Here is a 25,244-nt window from a genome sequence, read left to right on the forward strand (position 1 = left end):
ACGGGGGTCCGACGATCCCGGGAAGGGCGCGACGGGTGGGGGGGACCGCCCGGTCAGCCGAGCGAGTCCAGCAGGGCGGCTTCGAGCATGAGGTCGGTCGCGGTGGTCAGCCAGCCGGCGACCTGGAGCAGCGGCCACGCCTGCTCCCGGTCCAGCGACGCGGTTCCAGCGACCAGCCCGGCCTGGGCGACCGCCCGGCACGCCATCGTGTTCATGCACCTCGGATCGGCACGGGCGACCGGGAACTGAAGGTGGCGCGGTGAACTGGTCCGCACGAGGTTCCCGGACACGTACCGGCAACGTGACCGGTCAGCCCTCCCCGGCGAGCCCCCACGGCCGGGTGGCGATGTCATCGGCCTCGGCGCGGTCCAGCGCGCCCACGGCCACCAGCCGGTCGAGCACGTGGGACTGCCGCGCGGCGGCGCGCTCGGGGTGGGCGAACGGGTCGTAGGCGCTGGGCGCCTGCACCAGCCCGACCAGCACGGTCGCCTGCGCCCAGTCCAGCTGGTCGGGTGCCAGGCCGAAGTAGCCCTCGGCCGCGGCCCGCACGCCGTGGAAGCCGTGCCCGAAGTACACCGAGTCGAGGTACATGCGCAGGATCTCCTCGTCGCTCCAGGCCGCGTCCAGCTTCACGGCGAGCACCACCGCCCGGACCTTGGCCGGCACATCGGTGGCGCCGTCCTCGTAGACGACCCGGGCCAGCTGCTGGTGGATGGTCGAGCCACCCTGGTCCTCGCCGGTCACCAGCCCGAGCGGCGCGCGCAGGACGCCACGCCAGTCGATGCCCGGGTGCTCGTGGAAGTGGCTGTCCTCGGTCGCCAGCAGCGCGGCGGCGATGCGCGGCGGCACCTCCGCCGCCAGCGGCGTCCCCCCGAGCTCGGCCAGCCGTTCGGCCATCCGCTGCCCGGCGTCCCCCACGCCCGGCGTCGCCGCCCATCCGACGGCGAACCCGGCGGTCAGGACGACGAGCAGCGCGGCCAGGGCGCGGCCGCCGCGCCGGAGCCACCGCACCGCCCGCGACCTGCTGCGGCGGGCGGACTTCTCGGACGGGTGCACGGCGCTCCCCGGGCTCGACAACAGCACCTGGTCAGTCCACACCGGGGGGCCTGCCGGCCACATCGTCCCGACGGGCGATTCCGGCGCTCCCGGCATCATCCTGCGGGCCTACGTCACCGGGGGTCGCGCCGGTGGACCCTCCGGCCCGGCCGGGCCGCGCCGGCTGTCGGTCGGGCCAGCCGACGACCGCCAGGTCCACCCTCCCGTTGCGGGACGGCACCCCCTCGCCGGCCAGCAGCTCCAGCTGGCGGGCACGCACCGGCTCGGCGGCCGACCCGTCGGCGCGCAGCACCCGGTACCAGGGCACCGCCGCCCCGCCGGAGCTCAGCGCCCGCGCCACCCGCCGCGGCCCGACGCCGACCAGCCGGCCGATGGCGCCGTAGGTGCTCACCCGCCCGCGCGGGATCCGCTCCACCACGTCGAACACGGCCTCGTCGACGTCGAGCGCGGCATCGGTCACGCGCTCATCGTGTCCCCTCGGACCGGCCGACAGGTCAGTCGGCCGACGGCCGGTCCCACGTCAGGGAGACCTGCTCCGGATCGACGACCCGCTGGCCCGCGTCGGTGGTGACGACCAGCCGGGTCAGCTCGGCGGTGCTCACGGTGCTCGGCCACCAGGCGGCCCACAGCCCCGACTGCACCGTCGCGGTGATGCGGGTGCCGTCGGCCAGCTGGAGGTCGACCCCGGTCACATCGGGACCGGCCGCACCGAAGGTCGAGTCGACGGCGCTCGGGGGCTGCACCTGCGACGGGCCGCCGAGCAGCAGGACGTCCTCGCCCGCCGGCAGGGTCACCGGCCGGTCGTAGACCGTTCCCCAGGTCTGGGAGACCGAGTCGGCGTCGCTGGTGATCCCGGCGAGCGCGACGAGCGGATCGGTGTCCGTGCCGCTGCCGGGCGCCAGGTCGAGGCAGTAGGTGAAGTCGCCGCGGCGGTCGATCAGCACGGCGCGGCGGGCGGCCGCGTCCGGGTCGGGCGCCACGCCCTCGATGGCCACGCCGCCGCCGACCAGGTCGGTGCACTGCGACGCCCACATCTCGACGTCCCCGCCGGCCGGGCGCGGCAGGCCCGGACCGGTCTCCGGCATCGCCGTCCAGCTCCCGTAGCCGGCCGGTGCGGTCGGGTCGCCGGTGAGCAGCACCGTTCCGGTCACCGCGGCCGCCGTGGCCAGGACCGCCCAGCCGGTCCGCCGGACCACGGGCCGGCGGCCGAGCGCCACCGGCTCTGACGCCCGGCCCGCCTCGGTGACGAGCAGCGTCCGGACCGCCTGGTGCCGGTCGGGCGACATGGGGGTGAGGGTCTGGCTCATGGGGTCTCCATCCGGATCAGGGATCCCGGCCGGTCGCCGGGGGCGGGAAGGGACAGGTCGACGGCGTCGCGCAGCCGGGCCCGTGCCCGGGACAGCCGGGAACGCACGGTGCCGACGGGGATGCCGAGGGCGAGCGCGGCCGACTCGTAGTCGAGGCCCTGCCAGAGGCAGAGGGTGAGTACCTCCTGGTCGGTGCGCCGCAGCCCGCGCAGCGCCTCCCGCAGCCGGGCCAGCTCCCGCTGGTCGTCCAGCCGGCCGGCGACGTCGTCGGCGTGGTCGGGCGCGCTCGCCTCGGTCGCGGCCAGCCGCTCCAGCGCCCGGCGGTGCCGCGTCGTCGTGCGCCACCGCCGCATGAGGGTGTGGTGGGCGATGCCGTACAGCCAGGGCAGCGCGCTGTCCCCCAGCAGCTCGACGTCCGCCCGCCGTCGCCAGGCTTCCAGGAAGACCACCGAGACCAGGTCGTCGGCGACCTCGAGGGAGCCGGTGCGGCGCGCGCAGTAGCCCCGGACCGGCTCGGCGTGCCGGTCGAACAGCACGCCGAACGCCTCCGGCTCTCCCCCGACGGCCCGCCGCCACAGCTCCCGGTCGGTGGCCTGCTCCGTGTCGCTCACACCCCTCTGTGCCCGCAGGGGTGGGCCGGGTTCCCGCCCGGTCCCGGACGGGCGGTGCTACGGGTCAGAAGTCCTTGCGGCCGAACCGGGCCAGCAGCCGGGTCTGCGGCGGCGCGGCCGCGGAGACGTCCAGCGGCGGGTCGAACAGCCCGGGCACGCCGTCCTCCGGGAGCCGCTCGGCGTAGACCAGCGCGGCGGTCACCAGCTCGCCGTCCAGCACCGTGTCGCCGTCCGTGGCGTGGGCCAGGTCCCAGGCGTGCACGGTCAGGTCGGTGGTCATCTCGAAGATGTACTCGGCGCTGGGGGTCGGACCCCGGGAGAGGTGCACGGTCCGGATCAGCCCCTCGTCCTCGGCGAACGCCGACAGCGCACCGTCGGCCGCGGACTCCCAGCCGAGCAGCGGATCGGGGCCCAGCAGGTCGGCGGTGCTGTCGGGGAAGCGGCCGTCCACGAGGTCGACCGGCTCGCCGGCCAGCAGCGGGGGCACCCACAGCGCCTCGTTCACCAGGTGCGCGACGAGATCGGCGACCGTCCACCCGGGCAGCGCCTCGTCCTCCCACTGGTCCGGCGCCACGGCGTCGACCCGGTCGGTGAACTGGTTCTGGGCGCGCTGGAAGAGCTCCAGGAGCTCGACGGGCGAGAAGTCGGCCATGGCGCCAGTGAACATGCCGAGGGCCCGGCCCGCCTCTCCTGGGGAGAGGCCGACCGGGCCCTCGGGAACGACCCTGCGGGTCAGTAGGTCGGCAGCGCCTTGTCGATGCGCGTCGCCCACGCCGTCACGCCGCCCTGGACGTGCACGGCGTCCTTGAAGCCGGCGTTCTTCACCGCGGCGAGCGCCTCGGCCGAGCGCACACCGGTCTTGCAGTGCAGCACGATCGGCTTGTCCTGCGGCAGGGACGCGAGCGCCCGGCCGGAGAGGATCTCGTCCTTGGGGATGAGCGTCGCGCCGGGGATCGAGACGATCTCGAACTCGTTCGGCTCCCGGACGTCGATCAGCTCGAAGTCCTTGCCGGCGTCCATCATGTCCTTGAGCTCGTCGACGGTGATCGTCGAACCCGCGGCGGCCTCCTGGGCCTCCTCGGACACGACACCGCAGAACGCCTCGTAGTCGATGAGGCCGGTGATCGGCTCGCCCTCGGGGTCCTTGCGCACCTTGATCGTGCGGAAGGTCATCTCCAGGGCGTCGTAGACCATGAGCCGGCCGAGCAGCGTCTCGCCGATGCCGGTGATGAGCTTGACCGCCTCGGTGGCCTGGATGGCGCCGACGGTCGCGCAGAGCACGCCGAGCACGCCGCCCTCGGCGCACGAGGGGACCATGCCGGGCGGCGGGGGCACCGGGTAGAGGTCGCGGTAGTTCGGCCCGTGCTCGTTCCAGAAGACCGAGACCTGCCCGTCGAACCGGTAGATCGAGCCCCACACGTACGGCTTGTCGAGCAGCACGCAGGCGTCGTTCACCAGGTACCGCGTGGCGAAGTTGTCGGTGCCGTCGACGATCAGGTCGTACTCGCGGAAGATGTCGAGGACGTTGTCGCTGTCCAGCCGCGTCTCGTGCAGCCGGACGTCGATCAGCGGGTTGATCTCCTTGATGGAGTCGCGCGCGCTCTCGGCCTTGGACCGGCCCACGTCGGACTGCCCGTGGATGATCTGCCGCTGCAGGTTCGACTCGTCGACGGTGTCGAACTCGACGATGCCGAGGGTCCCGACACCGGCCGCCGCCAGGTACATCAGCACCGGCGAACCGAGGCCACCCGCGCCGACGGCGAGCACCTTGGCGTTCTTCAGCCGCTTCTGCCCGTCCATCCCGACGTCGGGGATGATCAGGTGGCGGCTGTACCGGCGGACCTCGTCAACGGACAGGTCGGCCGCGGGCTCCACCAGGGGTGGCAGGGTCACGCTTGCTCCTCTTGATCGCGGACAACGGCCCGCACCGGGGCCGACGTTCGTTCGCACAACAGCGTGCCAGGCCGCCGTAATCCCGTTCCCCGGGGCCGCTGCCGCGGCCCGCTGTCAGGGGAAGGGCCAGGCGTTCTTGACGCAGGCGTCGAGGGCGAGCGTCTGCTGCTGCATGACCGGGGCGAGCTGACCGGGACCGGGGCACTGCTCGTGCCCGTGGCCGAACACGTGGCCGACCTCGTGGTTGACCACGTACTGCCGGTACGTCGCCAGGTCCCCGCCGTAGTGCGGCACGGCGGTGGCCCACCGGGCGAGGTTGATGACCGCCCGGTCCCCGTACCGGCAGGACGTGTAGCCACCCGTGCCGACGCCGGGGCAGTAGGTCTCCATGCTGCCGGGGCTGACCAGGCTCACCCGGAAGTCGAACTCGGCGCCCGCCCCCACCCGCTGGACGGACAGCCGGCCGCCGTTGCCCCAGGACCGCGGGTCGGCCAGCGTCGTCGTCACGGCCTCGGCGAAGGCCGCGCCGTCCACACCGATGCCGTCCTCCACCTCGACGATGAAGCGCTGCAGCGGGCCGGTGCCGTAGACGTCGGACCCCCCGTCGACGACGGAGAGCGTGCCCGCGCCCTGCTCCACGTACTGCTCGGCGGCCGGCGGAGCCGGGGTCTCGGTCGGTCCGGCGTCGGCCTCCGCGGGGACCGCCGGCTCCACCACCGGTTCGGTCGGCGTGGCGGCGGCGGGCGCCGTCGTCGCGGGGACCTGGTCGGCGGCCGTCGTCGCCGGGGCCGAGCCGGGCGGGTTGAGCACGAGGTCGACCAGGACGGCGATCGTGGCGAGCGCGAGGACCGGGATGGCGTAGGCCCGCCAGCCGTGCCGCCGGACGAACCGGGTCAGCCGGCTCCCCGACGGTTCGCTGCCGCCCCGGCCGGCCGGGCGGGGTTCCTCGCGCGCGACCAGCGGACCTCGACGAGACGCGGGCCGGCCGTCGGTCAGACGTCCGCCCACCGGTCGTCCTCCTGCTCCGTCGCGCCGTCCCCGGTGGGCTCAGCGTCTCACGCTGCGTCGCGTCTCCGCGACAACCATGCCGTTCGCCGCGTCCGGACCGGCGGGTCGGCGGGTCGGCCCTCCACCATCCCGAGCACCGCCCGCGCCGTCGGCTCCGGCGCCTCGAGCATCGCGACGTGCCCCACGCCGTCGAGCACGAGGAGGCGGCCGTCCGGCACGGTCGCGGCCAGCCGGGGCGCCAGCGCCGGGTCGACCAGCCGGTCCCGGCTGCCCCAGACGACCAGGACGGGCATCCGCAGCCCGCGGGCGGCCCGCCAGGCGTTGGCCGGACCGAGACGCAGGTAGGAGGTGATCAGCCCGCGCATGCTGCGCGCCAGCGCCCGGTCCGCCCAGGGCTGCTCCGCTCGCTCGTGCATCTCCTGGAGCGCCTGCTCGATGCGCTCGCGCGGCACCGCGGCAGGGTTCCCGAAGCAGGTCCGCACCATCGACCGCACGCTCACCTCCGGCGGGACGGTGGCCAGCCGGCGCTCCGCCAGCGTCGGCACACCGGGGACCAGGAGGAGCAGCAGCGCCCGGCTGAACGCCGGAGGCACCCGGTACACCGGCATGGCCGGGGACACCAGCGTCAGCGTCGCCACCAGGTCCGGGCGCAGCGCTGCGACGAGGAGGCTGACCAGCCCGCCGAGGGAGTTGCCGACCAGGTGCACGGGGCGGCCGGCGCCCTCCCCCGGCTCCGCGACGACGTGCTCCAGGACGTCGACGACGGCACGCACGTGGCTGCGGATGGAGTACCGCCCGCGCGCCAGCGGCCGCGACCGGCCGAAGCCGGGGAGGTCCACCGCCCACCCGTCGAAGCGGACCGCCAGCAGCGCGGCCAGATCGGTCCAGTTGGTGGACGCACCGCCGAGCCCGTGGACGTAGAGCGCCCGTCCCCCCGGCGCGGTCGGCGACTCCGGGTCGGCGTCCCCGCGGTCGACCGGACCGGTCCACGGGGTGCGCCGGACGAACACCGACCCGCCGCGCACGGGCACCTCCGCCCCGGGCCAGGGCGGGACCACGGCACCCGCCGTCGGCAGCGGGGTGGAGGACAGCACGGCGTCGGACATCGCCTGCGACGGTAACGCTGCGTGCCGCGCGTCCTCACGGGTGGGAACCCGTCGGTAGCATCCCCCTGCCATGCAGCCCTCATCGCCCGCCGCAGCCAATCGGCGCAGCTCCCGACTGCCGCGCGGGGCCCGCCGCCTGCAGCTGCTGCGCGCCGCGCAGGACGTCTTCGTCGCCCAGGGCTTCCACGCCGCGGCGATGGACGACATCGCCGTCCGGGCGGGGGTCAGCAAGCCGGTGCTCTACCAGCACTTCCCGGGCAAGCGGGAGCTCTACCTGGCTCTACTCGAGGAGCACGTCTCGTCGCTGGCCGAGCGGGTCGGCCAGGCGATGGGCGGCACCGCCGACAACCGGGCCCGCGTGAACGCCGCCGTCGGGGCGTACTTCGACTTCATCGACGCCGACGGCGAGGCGTTCCGGCTGGTCTTCGAGTCCGACCTGCGCAACGACGAGGACGTCCGGGCCATCGTCGACCGGGGCTCCCGCGTCTGCGCGGAGGCGATCGCCGAGGTGATCGCGGCCGACACCGGCGTCGACCCCGAGCGCGCCCTGCTGCTGGCCTCCGGACTGACCGGGCTCTCCGAGAGGAGCGCGCGCTGGTGGCTGCCCAGCAAGGGCACGGTCTCCCGGGACGAGGCGGTCGCCCTGATGTCCGCGCTGGCCTGGCGGGGCATCTCCGGCTTCCCGCGCGTCGACGGCGACCCGCCGCCCGCCTGAGCGCCGTTCGCTGACGGCGCACCCGCTCGACCACTCCGGGCACCGGCGCCTGGACTAGCGTTGGGCCCAGTCGCGCGAACCGAGGAGGCATCGCCCACGTGGAAGTCAAGATCGGCGTCCAGCACTCGCCCCGGGAGCTGGTCATCGACAGCCCCAAGACCCCCGACGAGATCGCGGCCGAGGTGGCCAAGGCCATGTCGGGCTCGACCAAGGACGGCCTGCTCACCCTGGTCGACGAGCGGGGCCGTCAGGTCCTCGTCCCCGTCGACCGCATCGCCTACGTGGAGATCGCGCAGGCCGACCAGCGCCGCGTCGGCTTCATCGCCGGCACCGGTAGCTGACACCGAGCTCCCTCGACGGGGCGTCACCGCAACCGCGGTGGCGCCCCGTCGTCGTTCCGGAAGCGACCGCATCCGTCTGGTCGTGCCGAGTGGGCCCGGAGGGTCCGCGCAGGCACGACGCCCCCTCCTGCACGGTCGTGCGAGTGGGCCCGGAGGGTCCGCGCAGGCACGACGCCCCCTCCTGCACGGTCGTGCCGAGTGGGCCCGGAGGGTCCGCGCAGGCACGACGGACGCGCTCCACGCGACAGGGGGACGGCACGTGGCCGCGGTGCGATCCGGAGGATCGCAGTGTCAGGGATTGAGCCCGAGGGCCTTCATCCGCTGGGTGTGCGCCTGGGTGATCCGTTCGATGAGCCGGCCGATGCCCGACAGGTCGCCGGTACCGGAGACGATCAGCTCGGCCAGCCGGTCGTGCTCGGCGATGACCGCCTGCGAGCGCGTCATCGCCTCACCGACGAGCCGGCGGCCCCACAGCGCCAGCCGGCCGGCGACCTTGCGGTCGGCGGCGATCGCGGCGCGCACCTCCCGGACGGCGAAGTCGGCGTGGCCGGTGTCGGCCAGCACCTCCAGCACCAGACCGCGGTCGGGCTCGGGCAGGAAGCCGGCGATCTCCCGGTAGAAGTCGGTCGCCAGGCCGTCGCCCACGTAGGCCTTCACCAGCCCCTCGAGCCAGGTGCTCGGCCGGGTGCTCTCGTGGAAGGTGTCCAGCGCGGACACGAACGGCGCCATGGCCGCGGCCGGGTCCACCCCCAGCTCGGCGAGCCGGGCGCTCAGCTGCGCGTAGTGGCCGATCTCCGCGGCGGCCATGCGGGCCAGCGCGGCCCGGCCGGTGAGGGTGGGCGCCATCCGGGCGTCCTCGGCGAGCCGGTCGAAGGCGGTCAGCTCGGCGTAGGCGAGCACCCCCAGCAGGTCGGCGACGGCCGCGTTCTCGACCGGGGGCACGGCAACTCCTGGAGCTCGACGGGCAGGGCCCGCGCGGCCCCCGACGAGTGATCCGTCCGACAGCGAGGAGCGCGGCGCCGAGAGGCTAACCGCTGTCCGCGCTAGCATGGAATCGGCGAGCCCTCGGGCACGCTCGTGTATCTGTGCGCTGACGACCGCTGGACGACGCCCCCTGGGCCGTCTCCCGGACGTGTTCGACGCCCGGTCTCGCTGGCCGCGTCGGCGCTGGAACTCATCCCGCGACATCCGACCGCGGACGGGCACGAGGCGGCACCGCCGCCGCCGGAGCCGGTCCCCCAGCCGACCAGAGGCGAGAGCACTGACCTCCACCGACACGAACACCCCCGACCCGAACAGCCCGGACGCGACCGGCGCCCCCGCCGCTGAGCTCGACCGCGCCGAGACCGGCGCCCCGGCGCCCGAGGAGCTCGAGCAGGCCGTCGAGGAGCTGGGCGGCGCACCCGTGGCGCCCGACAGCCCGTTGTTCAGCGACTTCGACGTCCACCCGGACATCGTCGCGGCGCTGGCCGAGGTGGGCATCCACCGGACCTTCGCCATCCAGGAGCTCACGCTCCCCCTCGCCCTGGCCGGGAACGACCTCATCGGCCAGGCGCGCACCGGCACCGGCAAGACCCTCGGCTTCGGCGTCCCGATGCTGCAGCGCGTCGTCCCCCCGGCCGAGGGCGGCGACGGCGTGCCGCAGGCGCTCGTCGTCGTCCCCACCCGTGAGCTCTGCGTGCAGGTCTCCCGCGATCTCGGCGCCGCCGGCGCCAAGCGCGGCATCCGCGTGCAGGCCATCTACGGCGGGCGCGCCTTCGAGCCGCAGATCGAGTCGCTGAAGAACGGTGTCGAGGTCGTCGTCGGCACGCCGGGCCGGCTCCTCGACCTGGCCCAGCGGGGCGACCTCATCCTGGGCAAGGTCAAGGTGCTCGTCCTCGACGAGGCCGACGAGATGCTCGACCTGGGCTTCCTGCCCGACATCGAGCGGATCCTGGCGATGGTCCCGGACAAGCGGCAGACGATGCTGTTCTCCGCGACGATGCCCGGCCCGATCGTCACGCTGTCCCGGTCGTTCATGACCCAGCCGACGCACATCCGGGCGCACGGCAACGACGAGGGCTCGACGGTCCCGCAGACGACGCAGTTCATCTACCGGGCGCACAACCTCGACAAGCCCGAGCTGCTCTCCCGCGTCCTGCAGTCCCGCGACCGCGGCCTGGTGATGGTCTTCTGCCGCACCAAGCGGACCGCGCAGAAGGTCGCCGACGAGCTGGTCGACCGCGGGTTCGCCGCGGCCGCCGTGCACGGCGACCTCGGGCAGGGCGCCCGCGAGCAGGCGCTGCGCGCCTTCCGGAGCGGCAAGGTCGACGTGCTGGTCGCCACCGACGTCGCCGCCCGCGGCATCGACGTCACCGGCGTCAGCCACGTCGTCAACTACCAGTGCCCCGAGGACGAGAAGACCTACGTGCACCGCATCGGCCGCACCGGCCGCGCGGGCAGCACCGGTGTCGCGGTCACGCTCGTCGACTGGGACGACATCCCCCGCTGGCAGCTGATCAACAAGGCGCTCGACCTCGGCTTCGACGACCCGCCGGAGACCTACAGCACCTCACCGTGGGTCTACACCGACCTGGACGTCCCCGAGAGCGCCAAGGGCCGACTGCCCCGCTCCCAGCGCACCCGCGAGGGGCTCGAGGCCGAGACCCTCGAGGACCTCGGCGAGACCGGCAAGCGGAACCGCCCCGCCGACCGCGGGAACGACTCGCGCGGACCGGCGAACCGGGCCGCCGAGGACGACAAGCCGGCCGGCGGCGGCAAGAGCCGTCCCCGCCGTCGCACCCGCAGCGGCGGGGGCTCCGACGAGGCCGCCGAGGGCACCGGCTCCCCCACGGCCGGCGACGCGCCGGCCGGCGCCGCCGGCTCGTCCGACGGCGCCGGCAAGCCGCGCCGTCGTCGTCGCCGTCGCGGCGGCGCCGGTCGCGGCGGTTCGGACGCCGGCGGCGGCACCTCCGGCTCGGACGCCGGCGCGCCGACCACCGACTAGCACCGGTGGCCGTCGTGTCGCGCCCGCCCCTGCGGGTCTGGGTGTGGACGGCGGCCACCCTCGTGCTGGTCGTCGTCGCTGCCCTGCTGTGGCGGAACTCCGACGCGGCCGCCACCGACAGCACCACCGCACCTCCACCGGCCGACGCCCCCTCGGGGACCCCGGCCGGTGCCGTCTCGGAGACGTGGACGGTCCTCGGTGCCCCGCGGACCGCCGACGTCGTCGAGGGCGGACGCGTGCTGACGGGTTCCGACCACGGCGTCCGCGGGCTCGACCCGGTCACCGGGGAGGAGGCCTGGCACTACACCCGCGCCAACGCCCGGCTGTGCGGGCTCACCGTCACCGACGGCGTGGCGGTGGCGGTCTTCCGGACCGAGGACCGCTGCGACGAGGCGGTCGGCCTCGACGCCGCCACCGGGGTGCGCACCTGGACCCGCAACGTGAACTTCCGGGCCGACGTGACGCTCTCCTCGACCGACCGCATCGTGCTCGCCCACGCCCCCACCGGGATCGTCACCCTCGACCCGACGGGCAACAACATCCGGTGGCGGTACGCCCCACCGTCGGGGTGCGGGCTGCTGGGCTCCGCCGCCGGGGACACCGGCGTGGCGGTGCTGGAGAGCTGCGCGGGGTCCGCGGCGCCCCGGCTGCGGCTGCTGGACGGGTTCGACGGGGACGAGCACTGGACCCGCGACCTGCCGCTGTCCGACGGGGACGACGCGGAGCTGATCGGCGCCGACCTGCTCGTGGGCGTGCGGCTGGGCGACGAGGTCGAGCTGCTCTCCGGCACCGACGGGACGCTGGTGACCACGCTGGCCGGGGACGCCGGGGACACGGTGCGGCAGTCGGCCACCGACGGCGCCGTGCTCGTCCACGCCGGCGGCGCCCTCACCGCGGTCGACCCGGCCTCGGGGCGGCGTCTCTGGGAGGTGCCCGCCACGGGCCTGCCCGGCGAACCGGTCGCGGACGGTGACCGGCTGCGGCTGACCGTCCCGGCCGCCGACGGTTTCGTGCACCGCGACGCGGCGACCGGCGAGGAACTGGACCGGTCGTCGGCGCCCGGGCTGCCGGCCGGGGGGACGGCGACCACGCTCGGCGACACCGTGGTGCTCCGCCTGCCCGACGGGGTCCGCGGCTACCGCTGAGGTGTCCACCCCGCTGCGGCACGGCACCCGCGATGGGGGTTCACTGGGAACCATGGTCCTGCCCGGCGGCCCCGATGCCCACTCCGTGCCCTTCGCCATCGCCCCCGACGACCTCCGCCAGCTGGCCCGGCACGACGCCGGCTCCCGCACCTTCCCGGGCGGGGCGGGACCACTGGCGGCCCTGGACACCGGCGGCACCGCGGCCCGCGGCACGGTGCTGCTGGTGGCCGGCTACACCGGCAGCAAGGAGGACTTCGCCCCGCTGCTGCGGCCGCTGGCCGAGGCCGGCTACCGCGTCGTCGCGCTCGACCAGCGGGGCCAGTACGAGTCGCCGGGACCCGACGACCCGGCCGGGTACTCGGTGGAGGTCCTGGGCGGCGACGTGATCGCGGTCGCGCGCGTGCTCCGGGAGGAGTCCGGCAAGCCGTTGCACCTGGTCGGCCACAGCTTCGGTGGGCTGGTGACGCGGGCCGCGGTGCTCGCCGAACCCGGCCTGTTCGCCACGTTCACGCTGCTGGGCTCGGGGCCGTCCCGGCTCACCGGGCGGCGCGCAGAGCTCCTCGACCACCTCGGGCCGCTGCTGGACGCCGGCGGCGTCCCCCTGGTCCACCAGACCCTCGAGCAGGTGTCCATGACCGACCCCCGGGCGCAGGCCGTGCCCGCGCCGACGCGCGAGTTCTACACCCGCCGCTTCCTGCGGAACTCCGCCGCCGGCCTGCGCGGCATGGCCGACGCCATGCTCACCGAGCCCGACCGGGTGGCCGAGCTGAAGGCGACCGGCGTGCCGGTGATGGTGGCGCACGGCGAGGCCGACGACGCCTGGCTGCCGCACGTGCAGGCCGACATGGCGGAGCGGCTGGGCGCACGGCACGAGATCATCAACAGCTCGATCCACTCCCCCGCCGTCGAGAACCCGCCGCGCACGCTCGAGGTGCTGTGCGACTTCTGGGCGAGCGCCCAGGTGCGGTCGTGAGCCGGCTGGCGCCGCTGCCCTCGCCCGACGACTGGACCGAGGAGCAGGATCGGCTGGGCTTCTTCGGTCCGGGCAGCGTCACCTGGCGGATCCACGGCGATCCCGCCTACCACCTCGGCGCGATGCGATCGCTGATGGTCCAGGCGCTGCATCCCGTGGCCATGGACGGCGTCGCGCGCAACTCCGAGGGGTTCAAGAACGACTGGTGGATGCGGATGACCCGCACCGGCCAGTACATGGAGACCGCCGTCTACGGCACGCGGACCGAGGCACGTCGCATGGCCGCGCGCGTCCGCGGTCTCCACCGGAAGCTGTCGGGGGTCGAGGAGACGACCGGCCGGGCGTACCGGGTCGACGACCCGGACCTGCTGCTCTGGGTGCACAACTGCGCGGTCGAATCCATCCTGTCGACCGTCCGACGGGCCGGCGTGGTGCTGTCGGACGAGGAGGCCGACCGGTACGTGCACGAGCAGGTGGCCTTCGCGCACCTCGTGGGTGTACCGCTGGACACGGTGCCGCGGTCGGTCGCCGAGCTGGACGCGTACTTCGACGGCATCCGCCCGTCGCTGGTGGCCACCCCGGCGGCGGTGAAGGGGGTGCGCGACCTGTTCCTGCCGCCCATGCCCTGGTGGCTGCAGGTCCTGACGCCGGCCCGGCCGGCGTGGGGCAGCCTGGCCGGGCTCTGCTTCGCGCTGCTGCCCGCATGGGCCCGGCGGATGTACTCCCTGCCGGGGCTGGGGCTCACCGACGCAGCGGCGACCGCCGGCTTGCGGGCGTTCCGGGCGGGGCTCCTCGCGCTGCCCCAGCAGGCGTACCGGTCACCGATCGTCCGCGGCGGGTACGCCCGGGTGGCCGAGGCGTCGGCCGCCTGAGCGTCGGCCCCGGTCCCTCAGGTCCCGCCGTCGTCCTCGGGGAGGAAGCTCCACGGCTCCCGGGCCGGCCCGGCGGCCTGGCCCGCCGGGCAGCTGGGCCGGAAGTCGCACCAGCCGCACTGCCGGCCTGGGACGGGCGGGAAGGCGGTGTCGACCTCCGCACCCCCGGCGAGCGCCGCGGTGGCCGCGGTGATGTCCTCGGCGATGTCCTCGGCCCGGCGCACGTGGTTGGCCAGCGACCGGTCGGTGTGCTCGAACGCCGCCACCGTGCCGCTGGGCAGGTGGTGCAGCTCCACCCGGCTGCACGGCCGCCGGAGGGTGCGCCGCACCCCGAGCACGTAGGCCGCCAGGGCCGGTGACCCGCGTGCCTCGTCGTCGGTGGACGGCACGCGACCGGTCTTGTAGTCGACGACCACCAGCTCCTCGCCCCGCTGGTCGATCCGGTCGACCCGGCCGGAGAGCGCGAGCCGCTCGGTGGTCGCGGCGACGGTGCGCTCGTTGCCCACGGGCTCGTCGGTGGGATCGAGCCCGGCCACGTACTCGGTGAGCCAGCCGGCCGCCCGCGCCCGCCACCGCTCGGACTGCCCGGCGTCGCGGAAGCCGGTGGGCGACCAGGCGCCGTACAGCAACTGGCGCGCGGCGGCGGCGGTGCGCCGCGGCACCGGGAGGTCCCACCAGGAGCGCAGCGCCGCGTGCACCGCCGAGCCGACGGTGTTGTGCGCCCACGGCGGTCCCTTGGGCGGCTGCGGCCGGTCGACGTAGCTGAACCGGTAGCGGCGCGGGCAGTCGGCGAAGGTGGCCAGCTTGCTCGGCGTGGCCGGGAACAGCCGCCGCGGCATGCCCGGCATCTCGAGCTGGTCGCTCACGCCCGCACCCCGCCGTCCACGGCCGCCACGGTAGCCGGAGGCACCGACGGTCCCCGGATCAGTCGCGCAGCGGCGGGGTGCCCGTGCCGGCTGCCAGCAACCGCTCGAACTGCTCCGGCTCGGTGGTGCAGGCGCCGATCGGCGTCCGCTTGTTCGTGCCGTGGTAGTCGCTGGACCCCGTCGTCAGCAGGTCCAGGTCCGCGGCCAGGGACCGCAGGTGCGCGCGCTGCTCCTCCGTGTGGTCGGGGTGGTCGACCTCCAGGCCGAGCAGCCCGGCCTCCGCCATGGCGGCGATCGCGTCGTCGTCCACCACCCGGCCGCGTGCGGTCGCCAAACCGTGGGCGAAGACCGGCACGCCGCCTGCCGCCCGGACGAGGGCGATGCCCTGCCGGACATCGGTGTCGGCCTTCGCGACGTAGTACCCGCCGTGGTGGTGCAGCAGGCCGGCGAAGGCCTGCTCGACGGTGTCGACGACGCCGCCGCGGATCAGCGCCGTGGCCACGTGCGGCCGGCCCACGACGCCACCGCCGGCGTGCGCCACGATCTCGTCCCACCGCACCGGGTAGCCGTCGGCGGCCAGCGCCGTCACGATGCGCTCGGCGCGGCTCAGCCGCTCGTCGCGCAGCCGCGCCCGCTCCGCGGCGAACGCGGGGTGCAGCGGGTCGAACAGGTAGCCGAGCAGGTGCACGCTGATCGGCGGCTCGTCGTCGGGGAACCAGCGGCAGGACAGCTCCATGCCGGGGACGACGGTGAGGCCCGGCGGGCGGGCCGCCTCCGCCGCCGCCCAGCCGGCCGTCGTGTCGTGGTCGGTGAGCGCGACGACGTCGAGGCCGGCACCGCGGGCGGCGACGAGCAGCTCGGCGGGGCCGTCGGTGCCGTCGGACGCCGAGGAGTGGGTGTGCAGGTCGATCCGCATCACCGGTCAGCCTGCCCCAGACCGCCGCGGTCCACCCGGCGGCCCGCCCGGCTCACGGCTCGCGCGGCGGCAGCCCCGGGATCGGCTCGGTGTCCCGGCGCCCCCCGGTCGCGACCGGCCCACCGGACGACGACTCCGGGTTGCCCTCGTCGTCGCCCCCGGACGCGGAGCCCCAGTCGCTGCCGAACAGCAGGCCGCTGACCTGGCGGTACATCGCGCCGGCGTGCGGCAGGAAGGTGATCTCCGACAGCCCCTGCTGCTGCCCCGCGGACTCGAAGCGGAAGGTGCCGTAGCCCAGCAGCTGGCCGAACAGCGTCTCCTTCCACGTCAGGTCGGTGATCCGGCGCAGCGGGAGCAGCGTGACGGTGCGGACGATCACCCCGGACGTGAGCAGCACCCGGCGCCGGCTGACGATGAAGTGCCGCATCCACCACTCGCCGAACCGCAGCGCGAAGTACACCAGGGCCCCGAGCGCGACGAGCATCCCGACCGTGCTGGTGACCCGGTTCTCCGGGTCCAGCACCAGCAGCCAGCCCCCGGCGAGGAAGACCGGCAGGAACTTGACGGTCGGCACCACGAGCACCGCCCAGTGCCGGCGGGTGGCCACCACCGCCTCCTCGTCGTCGAGCAGGTACTTCTCGACGTCCTTGGCGGCGCGGGCCGGGAGCCCGGCGGGGGCGGCCACCGGGCTCAGACGAGCGAGCCGACGAACTGGGCGAGCGAGGAGGCGGCCTCGCCCAGGGCCTCACCGGCGTTGCGCACCAGCTCGGCCGAGGACTCCGGCGCCTGGATGACGTAGAAGAGCACGAAGGCGACGACCACCCAGGTGAGGACCTTCTTCAGGTTCACCGCCACCTCCGAGGTGTGAGTGCGAGGCAGGCCCGTGTCCGGGCATGCGCGGAAGCCCGCCGGGGATGCGGCGGACGCGTTCGTCCCATGAGTAACACAGGCCCCACGGGCCACCCCGCCGACGCGCCGGTCCGGACGGGGCCGGTCGGGTTCCGCGGCGCGCCGGTCACCGCCCGGGCAGGAGGTGTTCCCCCGGCGGGCCGAGCGGCAGGTCCGGGTAGATGCGCTCGCGCAGGTCCAGCAGCTCCAGCCGCTCGACCAGCAGCCACGCGGCGTTCATCGGCCACATCACCAGCCAGAGCCAGACGCCGTAGGCCTCCCCCACGAAGGCGGCGCGGTCGTCGCTGGTCGGGACCGCCCACAGCGGCGCGTGCTGGCCGGCCGCCTCGACCTCGACCGAGCTGGGGCCGGAGATCACGTCACCCGGGTCCAGCCCCGGCAGGCCTGCGTACCCGCAGCCGACACCGGTGCCGGGCTCCTCGGCGACCAGCACCAGCTCGGCGGAGCCGCCGAGGGGGGCGGGACCGGCGCAGTCGACGACGATCGCGCGGGCACCCGGCTCCCCGCCCCAGGCCAGCCCGGTGACCGCCCACCCCGGCGGCACGGGATCGGGGACCCACGCCGGGACCCGGGCGTCGGCGGTGACCGCCGCGATCGCGTCGTGGGCGACCAGTGCGGTGTGGTGCAGCGGCGTGACGGCGCCGTGCAGGTGGCACCAGGCCTGCGCCTCGGAACCGTGGCGGACGGCCAACGGCTCACCGCAGCGCGGGCAGACCGGCGACGCACTCATCGGGGACACGGTCGCGGGAGCGGCGGCAATCGTCAAGCGCAGCGCAGCGGGGCGACTCCGCCGGGTGGCGCGCCCGCCGCGGGCGGACCCAGCGGCACGTGCGTAGCCTCCGGGCGTGACCGCTGCCGAGCCGCCGGTGGTGCCCTGCGTCGGCGCGATCGTGCACGACGGCGTCCGCCGGCTGCTGCTGGTGCGCCGGCGCAACGAGCCGGGCCGCGGGCTCTGGTCGGTGCCCGGCGGCCGGGTGGAGCACGGGGAGACGGTCGCGGCCGCGGTGGAGCGCGAGGTGCTCGAGGAGACCGGGCTGAGGGTGCGCGCCGGCGCCGAGGTGGGCCGGATCCGGATCGACGGCGGCAGCGTGGTCTACGACGTCGTCGACGTCGCCTGCTCCCTGCTGGACGCCGACGCGGGACCGGTCGCCGGGGACGACGCGGTCGAGGTGATCTTCGCGGACGCGGCGACGCTGGCCGGGCTGCCCTGCACCCCCCGGCTCGTGGAGACCCTCGGCGGCTGGGGCGTGCTGCCGGACTGACCGGTCGGCACGCCCCGCCGCGCCCGGCTCAGCCCCGGGGCGTGGGCTCGGGGCGGCCGGGCTGCTCGCCGCCGCGGGCCTCCCCGTAGGAGCGCTTGGGCACCATGACCTTGCGGCGGAAGATGCAGACGACCGTGCCGTCCTGCTTGTAACCGATGGTCTCCACGTACACCACGCCGCGGTCGTCCTTGGACTTCGACGGGGTCTTGTCGAGGACCGTCGTCTCGCCGTAGATCGTGTCGCCGTGGAAGGTCGGCGCCACGTGCCGCAGCGACTCGATCTCCAGGTTCGCGATCGCCTTGCCCGAGACGTCCGGGACGCTCATGCCCAGCAGGATCGAGTAGATGTAGTTGCCGACGACGACGTTCTTGCCGAAGTCGGTCGTCGTCTCCGCGTAGTTCACGTCCAGGTGCAGCGGGTGGTGGTTCATCGTGAGCAGGCAGAACAGGTGGTCGTCGTACTCGGTGACGGTCTTCCCGGGCCAGTGCTTGTAGACGGCCCCGACCTCGAACTCCTCGTAGTACCGACCGAACTGCATCTCGCTGGCTCCCGACGTCGACGCTGACAGACGGGTCGTGATCCTACGGACGCCGCGCGCCGACGCATCCGCGGGCGGCCGGGTCAGAGCAGTTCGAGCGCCGGGCCGATCTCCTGCGTCGCGTACCAGCCCAGCTCGTGGCCCTCGGCCTGGTCGACGACGAACTGCGCGTCCTCGCTGCCGAGATCGGCCTCGAGCACCACGTTCACCGCGGCCCGGACGTCCTCCTCGGCCTCGGCGGCGTCGATGTGCGCGCTGGCCACCTCGGTGAGTGCGATCTCGTGCGCCACCCGCGCGGCGCCCCGCTCGACGTGCGGGTCGTCCATCGGGGTCACCGCGGCGTCGGGCACGTCGGCGGCGAGCACCACCCGCCGGCGGACGGCCAGGGGGTCGAGGTCGAGCAGCCGCAGGCTGGCCCGCGCGGCGCCCAGCAGCGCCGCGTACTCCAGCTCCTCGGTGTCGGCCCCGGCGTCGCTGAGCGCGTAGAACTCGCGCAGCTGCGGCGTCACCGCGAACACGGTCTGCGGCGCAGGCAGCCGCCCCTCGTCCACGAGCGTCCGCAGCACGGTCGTCGTCGCCGGCAGGTACACGCGCACCCGGCTGACCTCCTTCGTCGGTGGAAGGACGACCGTAGCCGCCCACCCCGGCGCCGGCTCAGACCGAGGTCTCGACGAGCTCCGCGACCTGCTGCTCGATGAGGTCGGCGAGCACCTCGACGTCGCCGACGCTGTCGCGGTCGGCGTTCAGGCCGAAGAACACCGTGCCGTCGTAGGAGGTCATGCCGATCGACAGCCCCTGGCCGCGGGCCAGCGGCACGACCGGGAAGACCTGGAGCATGCGGCCGCCGGCCGCGTACAGCGGGACCTGCGGGCCGGGCACGTTGGTCACCACCAGGTTGAACAGCCGCCGGGAGAGCCCGCGCGCGGCGCGCGCGCCGAGGGCGTGCAGCGTGGAGGGGGCGAAACCGGACAGCGCGATGAGGCTGTCGGCACCCACCGACTGGCGGTGCTGGGTGACCCCGCGCATGGCGTAGGTCAGCCGGGCCAGCCGCACCCGCGGGTTGGGTTCGCCGACCGGCAGGTCCACCAGGTGCGAGGAGACCTGGCTGCCCGCCGACCCGTCCTCGTCCTGCACCGACACCGGGACGAGCGCGCGCACCGACGTCCCGCCGACCACCGGCTCACCGCGCGACAGCAGCCATTCCCGCAGCGCACCGGCGACGACGGTGAGCAGTACGTCGTTCACCGTCCCCCCGTGCGCCTTCCGCACCCGCTTCAGGTCGTCGAGGTCGGCGCAGGCCACCGCCACCCGGCGCTGCCGCCCGACCGGGGCGTTGAGCGGGCTGTGCGGCGCGGGCAGGATCGCCGAGCGCGCGGTGCGGAGGAGCCCACCGGCCACGCCGCCGATCCGCACCGCGGTGGTGCGGGCGTCCGTCGCTGCCGACCGCGCCAGACCCATCAGCGACGAGGGTCGCTGGCGGTAGTCCTCGAGGGCCGACCACACCAGCTCCACGCCGGAGGGGGGCCGGCGCGGCCGCCACTCGGCCGGGTCGGGTGCCGGCGCGTCCGGGGACACGTCCAGCAGCACCTGCCCGAGGTCGACGGCGCCGAGCCCGTCGACGAGGGCCGGATGGGTCTTGGTGATCACCGCGACGCGGTTCCCGCTGAGCCCCTCGACCAGGTAGGCCTCCCACAGCGGGCGGGTGCGGTCCAGCGGCCGGGAGGTCAGCCGGGACACCAGGTCGAGCAGCTGCTCCTCCGTGCCCGGCCGGGGCAGCCCGCTCCGCCGCAGGTGGTAGTCGAGGGCGAAGTCCGGGTCGTCCACCCACACCGGGTTGGCCAGGTGACCCGGCACCTCCGCGACCCGCTGCCGGTACCGCGGGACCAGCGACAGCCGCCCCTCGATCAGCGCCGCCAGCGCGTCCAGGCCGCCGGGCGGGGTGTCGAGGATCAGCACCCCACCGACGTGCATGGGAGTGCCCGGTTCCTCCAGGTAGAGGAACGAGGCCTCCAGAGTGCTCAGCCGCTCGACCATCGTTCTCCTCACGGGCCGGGGCCTCACGCTACGACGCCGAAGGGGGTGTCGGACAGTCGAGGGCTCAGCCGGCCCGGCGGTGCCGCCAGGAGCTACGCCGGCCGGCGGCGGGGACGCCCGCGCCGGTCAGCTCGGCGGCCAGCGTCCGCAGGTCCGTGCGCAGCGCCGAGGCCGGGGCCACCTCGGCGAGCGTCCGGCCGGCCGCCAGAGCGGCGTCGGTCGCCCGCCGGTCGGCGGGGAGGAACCACCGCGGGCGCCGGCCGGTGAAGCGCTCCAGCGCGTCCCCGACCTCGCGGCGCGGATCGCCGGGCACGGGCCCCCGGCGCACCTGGTTGACCACCAGCTCGGGCTCCACCCCCGGCAGGACCTCCCGCAGCTGGTCCAGCGCGCGCACGCACCGCTGGAGCCCGACCGGATCGGCACCGGACACGCAGAGCACGGTGTCGGCGTGCTCGAGCACGGCGAGGGTGGCGCCGTTGCGGCGCGGGGCGGCGGTGTCGAACGAGAGCTCCTCGTCGTCCTCCACGCTGAACGCGCAGTCGACCACGGTCAGCTCCGCGATCCGGCGGGCCTCCTCGAGCACCGTGCGGACCGCGCCCGGCCGCAGCTCGGGCCAGCGGTCGGCGCGGGCCGGGCCGGTCAGCACGCGCAGCTGCGGGCGCACCGCCCACGCCAGCGCGACCAGCGACGGACCGTCCAGCGCGCCGGCCCCGGCCTGCCGGGCCGCGCCGGCGAGGCCGGGCGACTCGTCGAGCAGCCCCAGCACCTGGGCGACCACACCGCCGTAGACGTCGGCGTCCACGAGCAGGGTGGGGACCGCCAGCCGGGCGGCCTCGTCGGCCAGGCCGACGGCGACGGTGGTCCGCCCGGGTGCACCGGTCGCGCCCCACACGGCCACCACCCGCCCCCGACCCCCGGGCGGCAGCTCGGGCTCTTCCGGCGTGCCGGGCAGCGGCAGCGCCGCGCGCGGGTCGGCGACCTCGTGCCCGGCCGGCGGCACGCCCGAGACTGCGTCCCGGAGCGCGCGAGCGATGAGCTCCGGGTCGGCGTCGGCCGGGAGCACCTGGACGACGCCGAGCCGGCGCAGCCGCTGGGCGGCGGTCTCGTCCCCCGGTTCGACCAGCCCGACCACCGCGACGCCCGCCGCGTGCAGCCGGGCCACCGCGTCGCCGTCCAGGCGGCGCAGCTCCGCCGACAGCAGCGCCGCCTGCCCGGTGCCCGTCGCCGCGGCGGCCAGCAGGTCGGAGACGTCGACGCAGCGGCGGACCACGGTGACGCCGTGGTCGTCGCGGTCGAGGGCCCCGACCAGCGCCGACTCCCACCCCGCACCCGTGACGGCGGTGAAGACCTGCAGCGCCATCAGCCGGCCGGCCCCGCCGGCTCGGGGGCGCCCTCCGGCGCCGCCGCCGGTGCGACCGGCTCGGTGACCGGCGCCGGAGCGGGCGCCGGGCCGGGCGTGGCCGGGGCCGGTGTCGGGGTCGTCGTCCGCTCCCCCGCGACGGCGCCGGCGGGGTGGACGACGACCACGAGCGGCCGCCCGGCGATCGCGGCGAGCACGTCGGCCGCCTCGTCGGCCGCGACCCCGATCACGACCTGCACCGTCGTCGTCGAGGTGGACAGGACACCGTCGGAGCCGCCCGACAGGGCCTGCACGGTCGCCCCACCCACGACCAGGGTGACGCTGCCGACGGCGGGCCCCGCAGCACCGGCCGCCGGATCGGCCACGGCGTACACGTCGATCACCTGCCCCCGCCGGAGACCGGGCGGGACGTACCCCGCCTGGACCGGCAGCGCCAGCTGCACCAGGTCCGCCGGCTCCTCGAGCGCCGAGGCGGGCAGCAGCTCACCGGCCCGCACCCCCTGGGCGAGCGTGCGCCCCTCGGGCCGGGTGCTCCCGGAGAGGTACGCGCCGGCAGCACCGTCGAGGCGGACGTCGACCACCACGAGGTCCTCGGCGGTGAGCTCCGTGCCGGCCGCGAGGTCGTCGGCGGCGCTCCAGACCGGGACGGTCGCGTCCGCCGCGCTGACCACCCGGGCGCCCAGCAGGACCGAGGCCAGGACCAGCAGCACCCCCAGCACGAGGCGCAGGTCCAGCCAGCCCGGTGCCCGGACGCGCCGCGGCGCGGGGCCGGCCGGCAGCTCGGCGGTCTCCGGGACGGGGCCCGGGGTGCGCACGGCGGTCACGCCACCTCATCTCCTCCAGCACGTCGACGCCGGTTCGGCGCATCGGCCCACCGTTGCGGGCCGCTGACGACGTTCGGACGCAGATGATGCGGCACGATGTCGTTCTCGTGCACTGGTCATCCACACGAACGTGTGTGGATGACGGCTCGGACCACCGGCTCGGCTGACAGACTGGTCGGCGAACGGATGGAGAACCGATGCCCACACCTCGATTCCTGACCCTCGACGACGTCGCGGAGATCCTCAACGTCTCCTGGTCGCAGGCCTACGCGCTGGTGCGCCGCAAGGAACTGATCGCCATCCAGATCGGTGGGCGCGGCCAGTGGCGCGTCGAGGTCGACGAGCTGGAGCGCTTCATCCAGCAGAAGTACGCCGAGGCCCGCGCCGGCACGGTGCCGCCGGAGCCTGCGACCGGAACCGCTCCGGGCACCACGACGGAGGCCTCCGAGCAGCGCGCCTAGCACTCAGTCCCAGCCGGGCACCAGCGTCCGGACCACCGCCACCGCGTCGATGACCACGGCGTGCACCTGCCGCACCGCTCCCGCGCGCCGCGGCTCGTCGGCGTGGTGCTCGGCCAGCTCGACGTAGTCGGCGCCCACCCGGTCGAGCGTCCCGGTCAGCGTCGCGCCGTCGTCGAGCAGCACCTGGACGGCGCTCCGGTCGCGCGCCAGCCCACGCAGCGCACGCCGCAGGTCCAGCCGCGCCCGCACCGCGCCCTCCTCCTGAGCGGGCGCGGTCCACCGGCCCAGCCCGGCGACGGCCCGCACCGCACCGGTCGCCACGAGCTCCTCCCGGCCGCGCTCGCCGGCGAGCAGCAGCCAGTCGGTCCCGAGCTCGGTGAGCACGCCGGTGCGGCGGCCCGCTCCCCGGCAGGTGACGACCAGCTCCAGGCCGATCGAGCCCCCGAGGCGATCGGCCAGCCGCACCGCGCCCGTCTCCGCGCGCGCCCGGGACGCCCACTCGGCCCGCGACTCCGCCTCCTCGGCGGCCTCGAACTGCGCCTGCAGGTCCGCGAACAGCTGCTGCCACCGCATGCTCCCCACCTCCGTCGTCATCGTAGATCGTGCGGATACTTGCGTTTGCTTGCGTTTGATTGCTTTAGTGACGCAACGTCAACACGAGGAGGACGGATGTCAGCACGACGGCTGGTCGGGACGGCGCTCGGCATGGCCGGCATCGCCGGCGTGCTGGCGGCTCTGACGCCCGCCCTCCCGGACTCCCTCGCCGCGCTCGTCTCGGCGCAGCGGACGGCCGACGCCGCCGGGGCCGACGTCCTGGTCCTGCACCTGGTCGGCCTGCTCGCGTGGCTGGTGTGGAGCTGGGGAGCGCTCGGGCTGCTGCTGACCGCGCTCACCGCGGTGCCCGGCGTCGCCGGCGCGGTCGCGGACGGGGCGCTCCGGGCGCTGCTGCCCCGCGGCGCCCGCCGTGCCGCGGCACTCGCCCTCGGCATCGGGCTCGGGCTCGCCCCGCCCGTGCTCGGTGCGGCGGTGACCGTGCTCGCCGCGACGCCGGCCGCCGCCTCGGCCGATGCCTCGCCCACCGGCCCCTCCTCGTCGGCGGGGAGCCCGGCACCCGACTGGCCGGCCGCCCCACCGGCATCCCCGCCGGGAACGGACGACGGGCACCGGGCCGGGGACCTCCTCCCCGACTGGCCGGGTGCGCCCGCGGCCGGCGAGCACGTCGTCGTGCGCGGCGACTGCCTCTGGCACATCGCCGAGCGGCGCCTGGCCGAGGAGTCCGGGCGCGCCCCTTCCGCCGCCGACGTGGCCACCGCCGTCCAGGCGTGGTGGGTGGCCAACGCCGACGTCATCGGGCCCGATCCCGACCGGCTGCTGCCCGGTCAGGTGCTGCGCCCGCCCCTGCCGTGACCCGCCCGTCCCCCACCGACCCCCAGCACCGGGAGCCCCGATGACCGCACCGTCCCGCACCGCACCCCCCAGCCGACGGCCGGCGCTGCGCCTGACCGTCGCCCCCACACCGCAGCCGCCCGCCGAGCCGCGCCCGGCGCTCCGCCTGGTCTCCCCCGGACGACCGGTGCCCCGGCCGGCGCCGGAGCCCGGGCCCCGGCCGAGCCTGCTGTCGACCGCCGCTCCGCGCGACGAGTTCGGGCCCGTGCTGTCCGGACGGGCCCAGCTCCCCCCGGCGGCGGAGACGGCGCGCCGGCTGGTGACCACCACGCTGGAGGTCATGGCCGGACGGCGACCGCTCGCCCAGGTGCGGCCGCTCACCACGGCGGGTGTCTACGCCGCCCTCTCCGCCGGCCGCCGCCCGCGGTGGTGCACCGAGGGCAACGCGCCGGTGGTCATCGGCCGGGTCCGGGTGTGCGAGCCGGTGGACGGGGTCGCCGAGATCAGCGCCGTCGCCCACCGCGGCGGGCGCGCGCACGCCGTGGCCGCCCGGCTGGAGGGCATCGACGGCTCCTGGCGGTGCACCGCCCTGCAGATCGGCTGACGCCTCCGGCCGGACAGCACGACGCCCCGCCGACCGGTCGGTCGGCGGGGCGTCGTCGTGGTGGGCGGAGC

At 75.6% G+C, this 25,244-nt stretch carries 31 protein-coding genes; 10 read left to right on the top strand and 21 right to left on the bottom strand.

Features of this window, described 5'->3' with window-relative positions; genetic code table 11:
- Positions 1 to 53: 53 nt before the first annotated feature.
- The 9 genes from ACI79T_RS06690 to ACI79T_RS06730 all read right to left on the bottom strand — a co-directional run bounded on the left by ACI79T_RS06690 (position 54) and on the right by ACI79T_RS06730 (position 6,981).
- Positions 54 to 215 carry a hypothetical protein gene (locus ACI79T_RS06690; protein WP_456609262.1) on the bottom strand — a complete coding sequence of 54 codons (162 nt, stop codon included), beginning with the start codon at positions 213 to 215 and terminating at the stop codon, positions 54 to 56.
- A 94-nt stretch (positions 216 to 309) separates the two neighbouring features.
- The gene (locus ACI79T_RS06695) at positions 310 to 1,083 is read right to left on the bottom strand and encodes a biosynthetic peptidoglycan transglycosylase (protein WP_456609263.1); all 774 of its coding nucleotides are present in this window, start codon (positions 1,081 to 1,083) and stop codon (positions 310 to 312) included.
- A gap of 4 nt (positions 1,084 to 1,087) precedes the next feature.
- Positions 1,088 to 1,516, bottom strand: coding sequence for an MGMT family protein (locus ACI79T_RS06700; RefSeq protein WP_456609264.1), 429 nt, complete (start codon positions 1,514 to 1,516; stop codon positions 1,088 to 1,090).
- 34 nt (positions 1,517 to 1,550) lie between these two features.
- The gene (locus ACI79T_RS06705; protein WP_456609265.1) at positions 1,551 to 2,363 is read right to left on the bottom strand and encodes a hypothetical protein; all 813 of its coding nucleotides are present in this window, start codon (positions 2,361 to 2,363) and stop codon (positions 1,551 to 1,553) included.
- Positions 2,360 to 2,974, bottom strand: coding sequence for an RNA polymerase sigma factor (locus ACI79T_RS06710; RefSeq protein ID WP_456609266.1), 615 nt, complete (start codon positions 2,972 to 2,974; stop codon positions 2,360 to 2,362). Before ACI79T_RS06710 ends, ACI79T_RS06705 begins: the two co-directional genes overlap by 4 nt.
- Positions 2,975 to 3,038: 64 nt before the next feature.
- Positions 3,039 to 3,626 (bottom strand): TIGR03086 family metal-binding protein, encoded by a 588-nt coding sequence (locus tag ACI79T_RS06715; protein ID WP_456609267.1) that lies wholly within the window; start codon positions 3,624 to 3,626, stop codon positions 3,039 to 3,041.
- 80 nt (positions 3,627 to 3,706) lie between these two features.
- Entirely contained in the window at positions 3,707 to 4,867 is a 1,161-nt protein-coding gene (moeZ, locus tag ACI79T_RS06720) for an adenylyltransferase/sulfurtransferase MoeZ (RefSeq protein WP_456609268.1), read from the bottom strand.
- Between the two features lie 114 nt (positions 4,868 to 4,981).
- Positions 4,982 to 5,875, bottom strand: a complete 894-nt coding sequence (locus tag ACI79T_RS06725; protein WP_456609269.1) for a DUF3152 domain-containing protein — start codon at positions 5,873 to 5,875, stop codon at positions 4,982 to 4,984.
- 47 nt (positions 5,876 to 5,922) lie between these two features.
- Entirely contained in the window at positions 5,923 to 6,981 is a 1,059-nt protein-coding gene (locus ACI79T_RS06730; RefSeq protein ID WP_456609270.1) for an alpha/beta fold hydrolase, read from the bottom strand.
- A gap of 70 nt (positions 6,982 to 7,051) precedes the next feature.
- On the opposite strand from ACI79T_RS06730, the gene ACI79T_RS06735 reads away from it, so the two are divergent.
- Positions 7,052 to 7,696 carry a TetR/AcrR family transcriptional regulator gene (locus ACI79T_RS06735; RefSeq protein ID WP_456609271.1) on the top strand — a complete coding sequence of 215 codons (645 nt, stop codon included), beginning with the start codon at positions 7,052 to 7,054 and terminating at the stop codon, positions 7,694 to 7,696.
- Positions 7,697 to 7,794: 98 nt separating this feature from the next.
- Entirely contained in the window at positions 7,795 to 8,037 is a 243-nt protein-coding gene (locus ACI79T_RS06740; protein WP_346619940.1) for a DUF3107 domain-containing protein, read from the top strand.
- A 291-nt stretch (positions 8,038 to 8,328) separates the two neighbouring features.
- On the opposite strand, the gene ACI79T_RS06745 is transcribed toward ACI79T_RS06740, so the two are convergent.
- Complete coding sequence (locus ACI79T_RS06745) at positions 8,329 to 8,979, bottom strand: ferritin-like fold-containing protein (protein ID WP_456609272.1); 651 nt, start codon at positions 8,977 to 8,979, stop codon at positions 8,329 to 8,331.
- Between the two features lie 190 nt (positions 8,980 to 9,169).
- Between ACI79T_RS06745 and ACI79T_RS06750 the strand changes: the two genes are divergently transcribed.
- The 4 genes from ACI79T_RS06750 to ACI79T_RS06765 are packed head-to-tail and all read left to right on the top strand — an operon-like array spanning position 9,170 to position 14,013.
- Positions 9,170 to 11,023 carry a DEAD/DEAH box helicase gene (locus ACI79T_RS06750; RefSeq protein WP_456609273.1) on the top strand — a complete coding sequence of 618 codons (1,854 nt, stop codon included), beginning with the start codon at positions 9,170 to 9,172 and terminating at the stop codon, positions 11,021 to 11,023.
- Between the two features lie 14 nt (positions 11,024 to 11,037).
- Positions 11,038 to 12,168 carry an outer membrane protein assembly factor BamB family protein gene (locus ACI79T_RS06755; protein WP_456609274.1) on the top strand — a complete coding sequence of 377 codons (1,131 nt, stop codon included), beginning with the start codon at positions 11,038 to 11,040 and terminating at the stop codon, positions 12,166 to 12,168.
- A 52-nt stretch (positions 12,169 to 12,220) separates the two neighbouring features.
- Positions 12,221 to 13,141, top strand: a complete 921-nt coding sequence (locus ACI79T_RS06760) for an alpha/beta fold hydrolase (protein WP_456609275.1) — start codon at positions 12,221 to 12,223, stop codon at positions 13,139 to 13,141.
- Positions 13,138 to 14,013, top strand: a complete 876-nt coding sequence (locus tag ACI79T_RS06765) for an oxygenase MpaB family protein (RefSeq protein ID WP_456609276.1) — start codon at positions 13,138 to 13,140, stop codon at positions 14,011 to 14,013. The genes ACI79T_RS06760 and ACI79T_RS06765 overlap by 4 nt, the downstream gene beginning before the upstream one ends.
- A 17-nt stretch (positions 14,014 to 14,030) precedes the next feature.
- Here ACI79T_RS06765 and ACI79T_RS06770 read toward each other — a convergent pair whose 3' ends face one another.
- From ACI79T_RS06770 to ACI79T_RS06790, 5 genes are all read right to left on the bottom strand, one after another.
- On the bottom strand, positions 14,031 to 14,879 hold the full coding sequence (locus tag ACI79T_RS06770; protein ID WP_456609277.1) for a RecB family exonuclease: 849 nt from the start codon (positions 14,877 to 14,879) through the stop codon (positions 14,031 to 14,033).
- Positions 14,880 to 14,937: 58 nt separating this feature from the next.
- Positions 14,938 to 15,795, bottom strand: a complete 858-nt coding sequence (locus tag ACI79T_RS06775) for a PHP domain-containing protein (RefSeq protein ID WP_456609278.1) — start codon at positions 15,793 to 15,795, stop codon at positions 14,938 to 14,940.
- A gap of 52 nt (positions 15,796 to 15,847) precedes the next feature.
- Positions 15,848 to 16,480 carry a PH domain-containing protein gene (locus ACI79T_RS06780; protein WP_456609279.1) on the bottom strand — a complete coding sequence of 211 codons (633 nt, stop codon included), beginning with the start codon at positions 16,478 to 16,480 and terminating at the stop codon, positions 15,848 to 15,850.
- 5 nt (positions 16,481 to 16,485) lie between these two features.
- Complete coding sequence (locus tag ACI79T_RS06785; protein ID WP_456609280.1) at positions 16,486 to 16,644, bottom strand: hypothetical protein; 159 nt, start codon at positions 16,642 to 16,644, stop codon at positions 16,486 to 16,488.
- Between the two features lie 166 nt (positions 16,645 to 16,810).
- On the bottom strand, positions 16,811 to 17,434 hold the full coding sequence (locus ACI79T_RS06790; RefSeq protein WP_456609281.1) for a DUF6758 family protein: 624 nt from the start codon (positions 17,432 to 17,434) through the stop codon (positions 16,811 to 16,813).
- A gap of 115 nt (positions 17,435 to 17,549) precedes the next feature.
- On the opposite strand from ACI79T_RS06790, the gene ACI79T_RS06795 reads away from it, so the two are divergent.
- Entirely contained in the window at positions 17,550 to 17,966 is a 417-nt protein-coding gene (locus ACI79T_RS06795; RefSeq protein WP_456609282.1) for an NUDIX domain-containing protein, read from the top strand.
- Between the two features lie 28 nt (positions 17,967 to 17,994).
- On the opposite strand, the gene ACI79T_RS06800 is transcribed toward ACI79T_RS06795, so the two are convergent.
- From ACI79T_RS06800 to ACI79T_RS06820, 5 genes are all read right to left on the bottom strand, one after another.
- Positions 17,995 to 18,504 carry a MaoC family dehydratase gene (locus ACI79T_RS06800; RefSeq protein ID WP_456609283.1) on the bottom strand — a complete coding sequence of 170 codons (510 nt, stop codon included), beginning with the start codon at positions 18,502 to 18,504 and terminating at the stop codon, positions 17,995 to 17,997.
- A gap of 83 nt (positions 18,505 to 18,587) precedes the next feature.
- Positions 18,588 to 19,100: a DUF6912 family protein gene (locus tag ACI79T_RS06805; RefSeq protein WP_456609284.1), complete on the bottom strand. Its 513-nt coding sequence runs from the start codon at positions 19,098 to 19,100 to the stop codon at positions 18,588 to 18,590.
- Positions 19,101 to 19,158: 58 nt separating this feature from the next.
- Positions 19,159 to 20,538 (bottom strand): WS/DGAT/MGAT family O-acyltransferase, encoded by a 1,380-nt coding sequence (locus tag ACI79T_RS06810; RefSeq protein WP_456609285.1) that lies wholly within the window; start codon positions 20,536 to 20,538, stop codon positions 19,159 to 19,161.
- 64 nt (positions 20,539 to 20,602) lie between these two features.
- Positions 20,603 to 21,898 (bottom strand): AAA family ATPase, encoded by a 1,296-nt coding sequence (locus ACI79T_RS06815; RefSeq protein WP_456609286.1) that lies wholly within the window; start codon positions 21,896 to 21,898, stop codon positions 20,603 to 20,605.
- Positions 21,898 to 22,722, bottom strand: coding sequence for an SAF domain-containing protein (locus tag ACI79T_RS06820; RefSeq protein ID WP_456609287.1), 825 nt, complete (start codon positions 22,720 to 22,722; stop codon positions 21,898 to 21,900). The genes ACI79T_RS06815 and ACI79T_RS06820 overlap by 1 nt, the downstream gene beginning before the upstream one ends.
- Positions 22,723 to 22,919: 197 nt before the next feature.
- Between ACI79T_RS06820 and ACI79T_RS06825 the strand changes: the two genes are divergently transcribed.
- On the top strand, positions 22,920 to 23,183 hold the full coding sequence (locus ACI79T_RS06825) for a helix-turn-helix domain-containing protein (RefSeq protein ID WP_456609288.1): 264 nt from the start codon (positions 22,920 to 22,922) through the stop codon (positions 23,181 to 23,183).
- Between the two features lie 3 nt (positions 23,184 to 23,186).
- Here the strand turns inward: ACI79T_RS06825 and ACI79T_RS06830 are convergent, their stop codons facing one another.
- Positions 23,187 to 23,756: a hypothetical protein gene (locus ACI79T_RS06830; RefSeq protein ID WP_456609289.1), complete on the bottom strand. Its 570-nt coding sequence runs from the start codon at positions 23,754 to 23,756 to the stop codon at positions 23,187 to 23,189.
- A 96-nt stretch (positions 23,757 to 23,852) separates the two neighbouring features.
- On the opposite strand from ACI79T_RS06830, the gene ACI79T_RS06835 reads away from it, so the two are divergent.
- Complete coding sequence (locus tag ACI79T_RS06835) at positions 23,853 to 24,590, top strand: hypothetical protein (RefSeq protein WP_456609290.1); 738 nt, start codon at positions 23,853 to 23,855, stop codon at positions 24,588 to 24,590.
- 40 nt (positions 24,591 to 24,630) lie between these two features.
- Positions 24,631 to 25,173 carry an Rv3235 family protein gene (locus tag ACI79T_RS06840; RefSeq protein ID WP_456609291.1) on the top strand — a complete coding sequence of 181 codons (543 nt, stop codon included), beginning with the start codon at positions 24,631 to 24,633 and terminating at the stop codon, positions 25,171 to 25,173.
- Positions 25,174 to 25,244 lie beyond the last annotated feature (71 nt).

Source organism: Blastococcus sp. SYSU DS0619 (assembly GCF_054051035.1).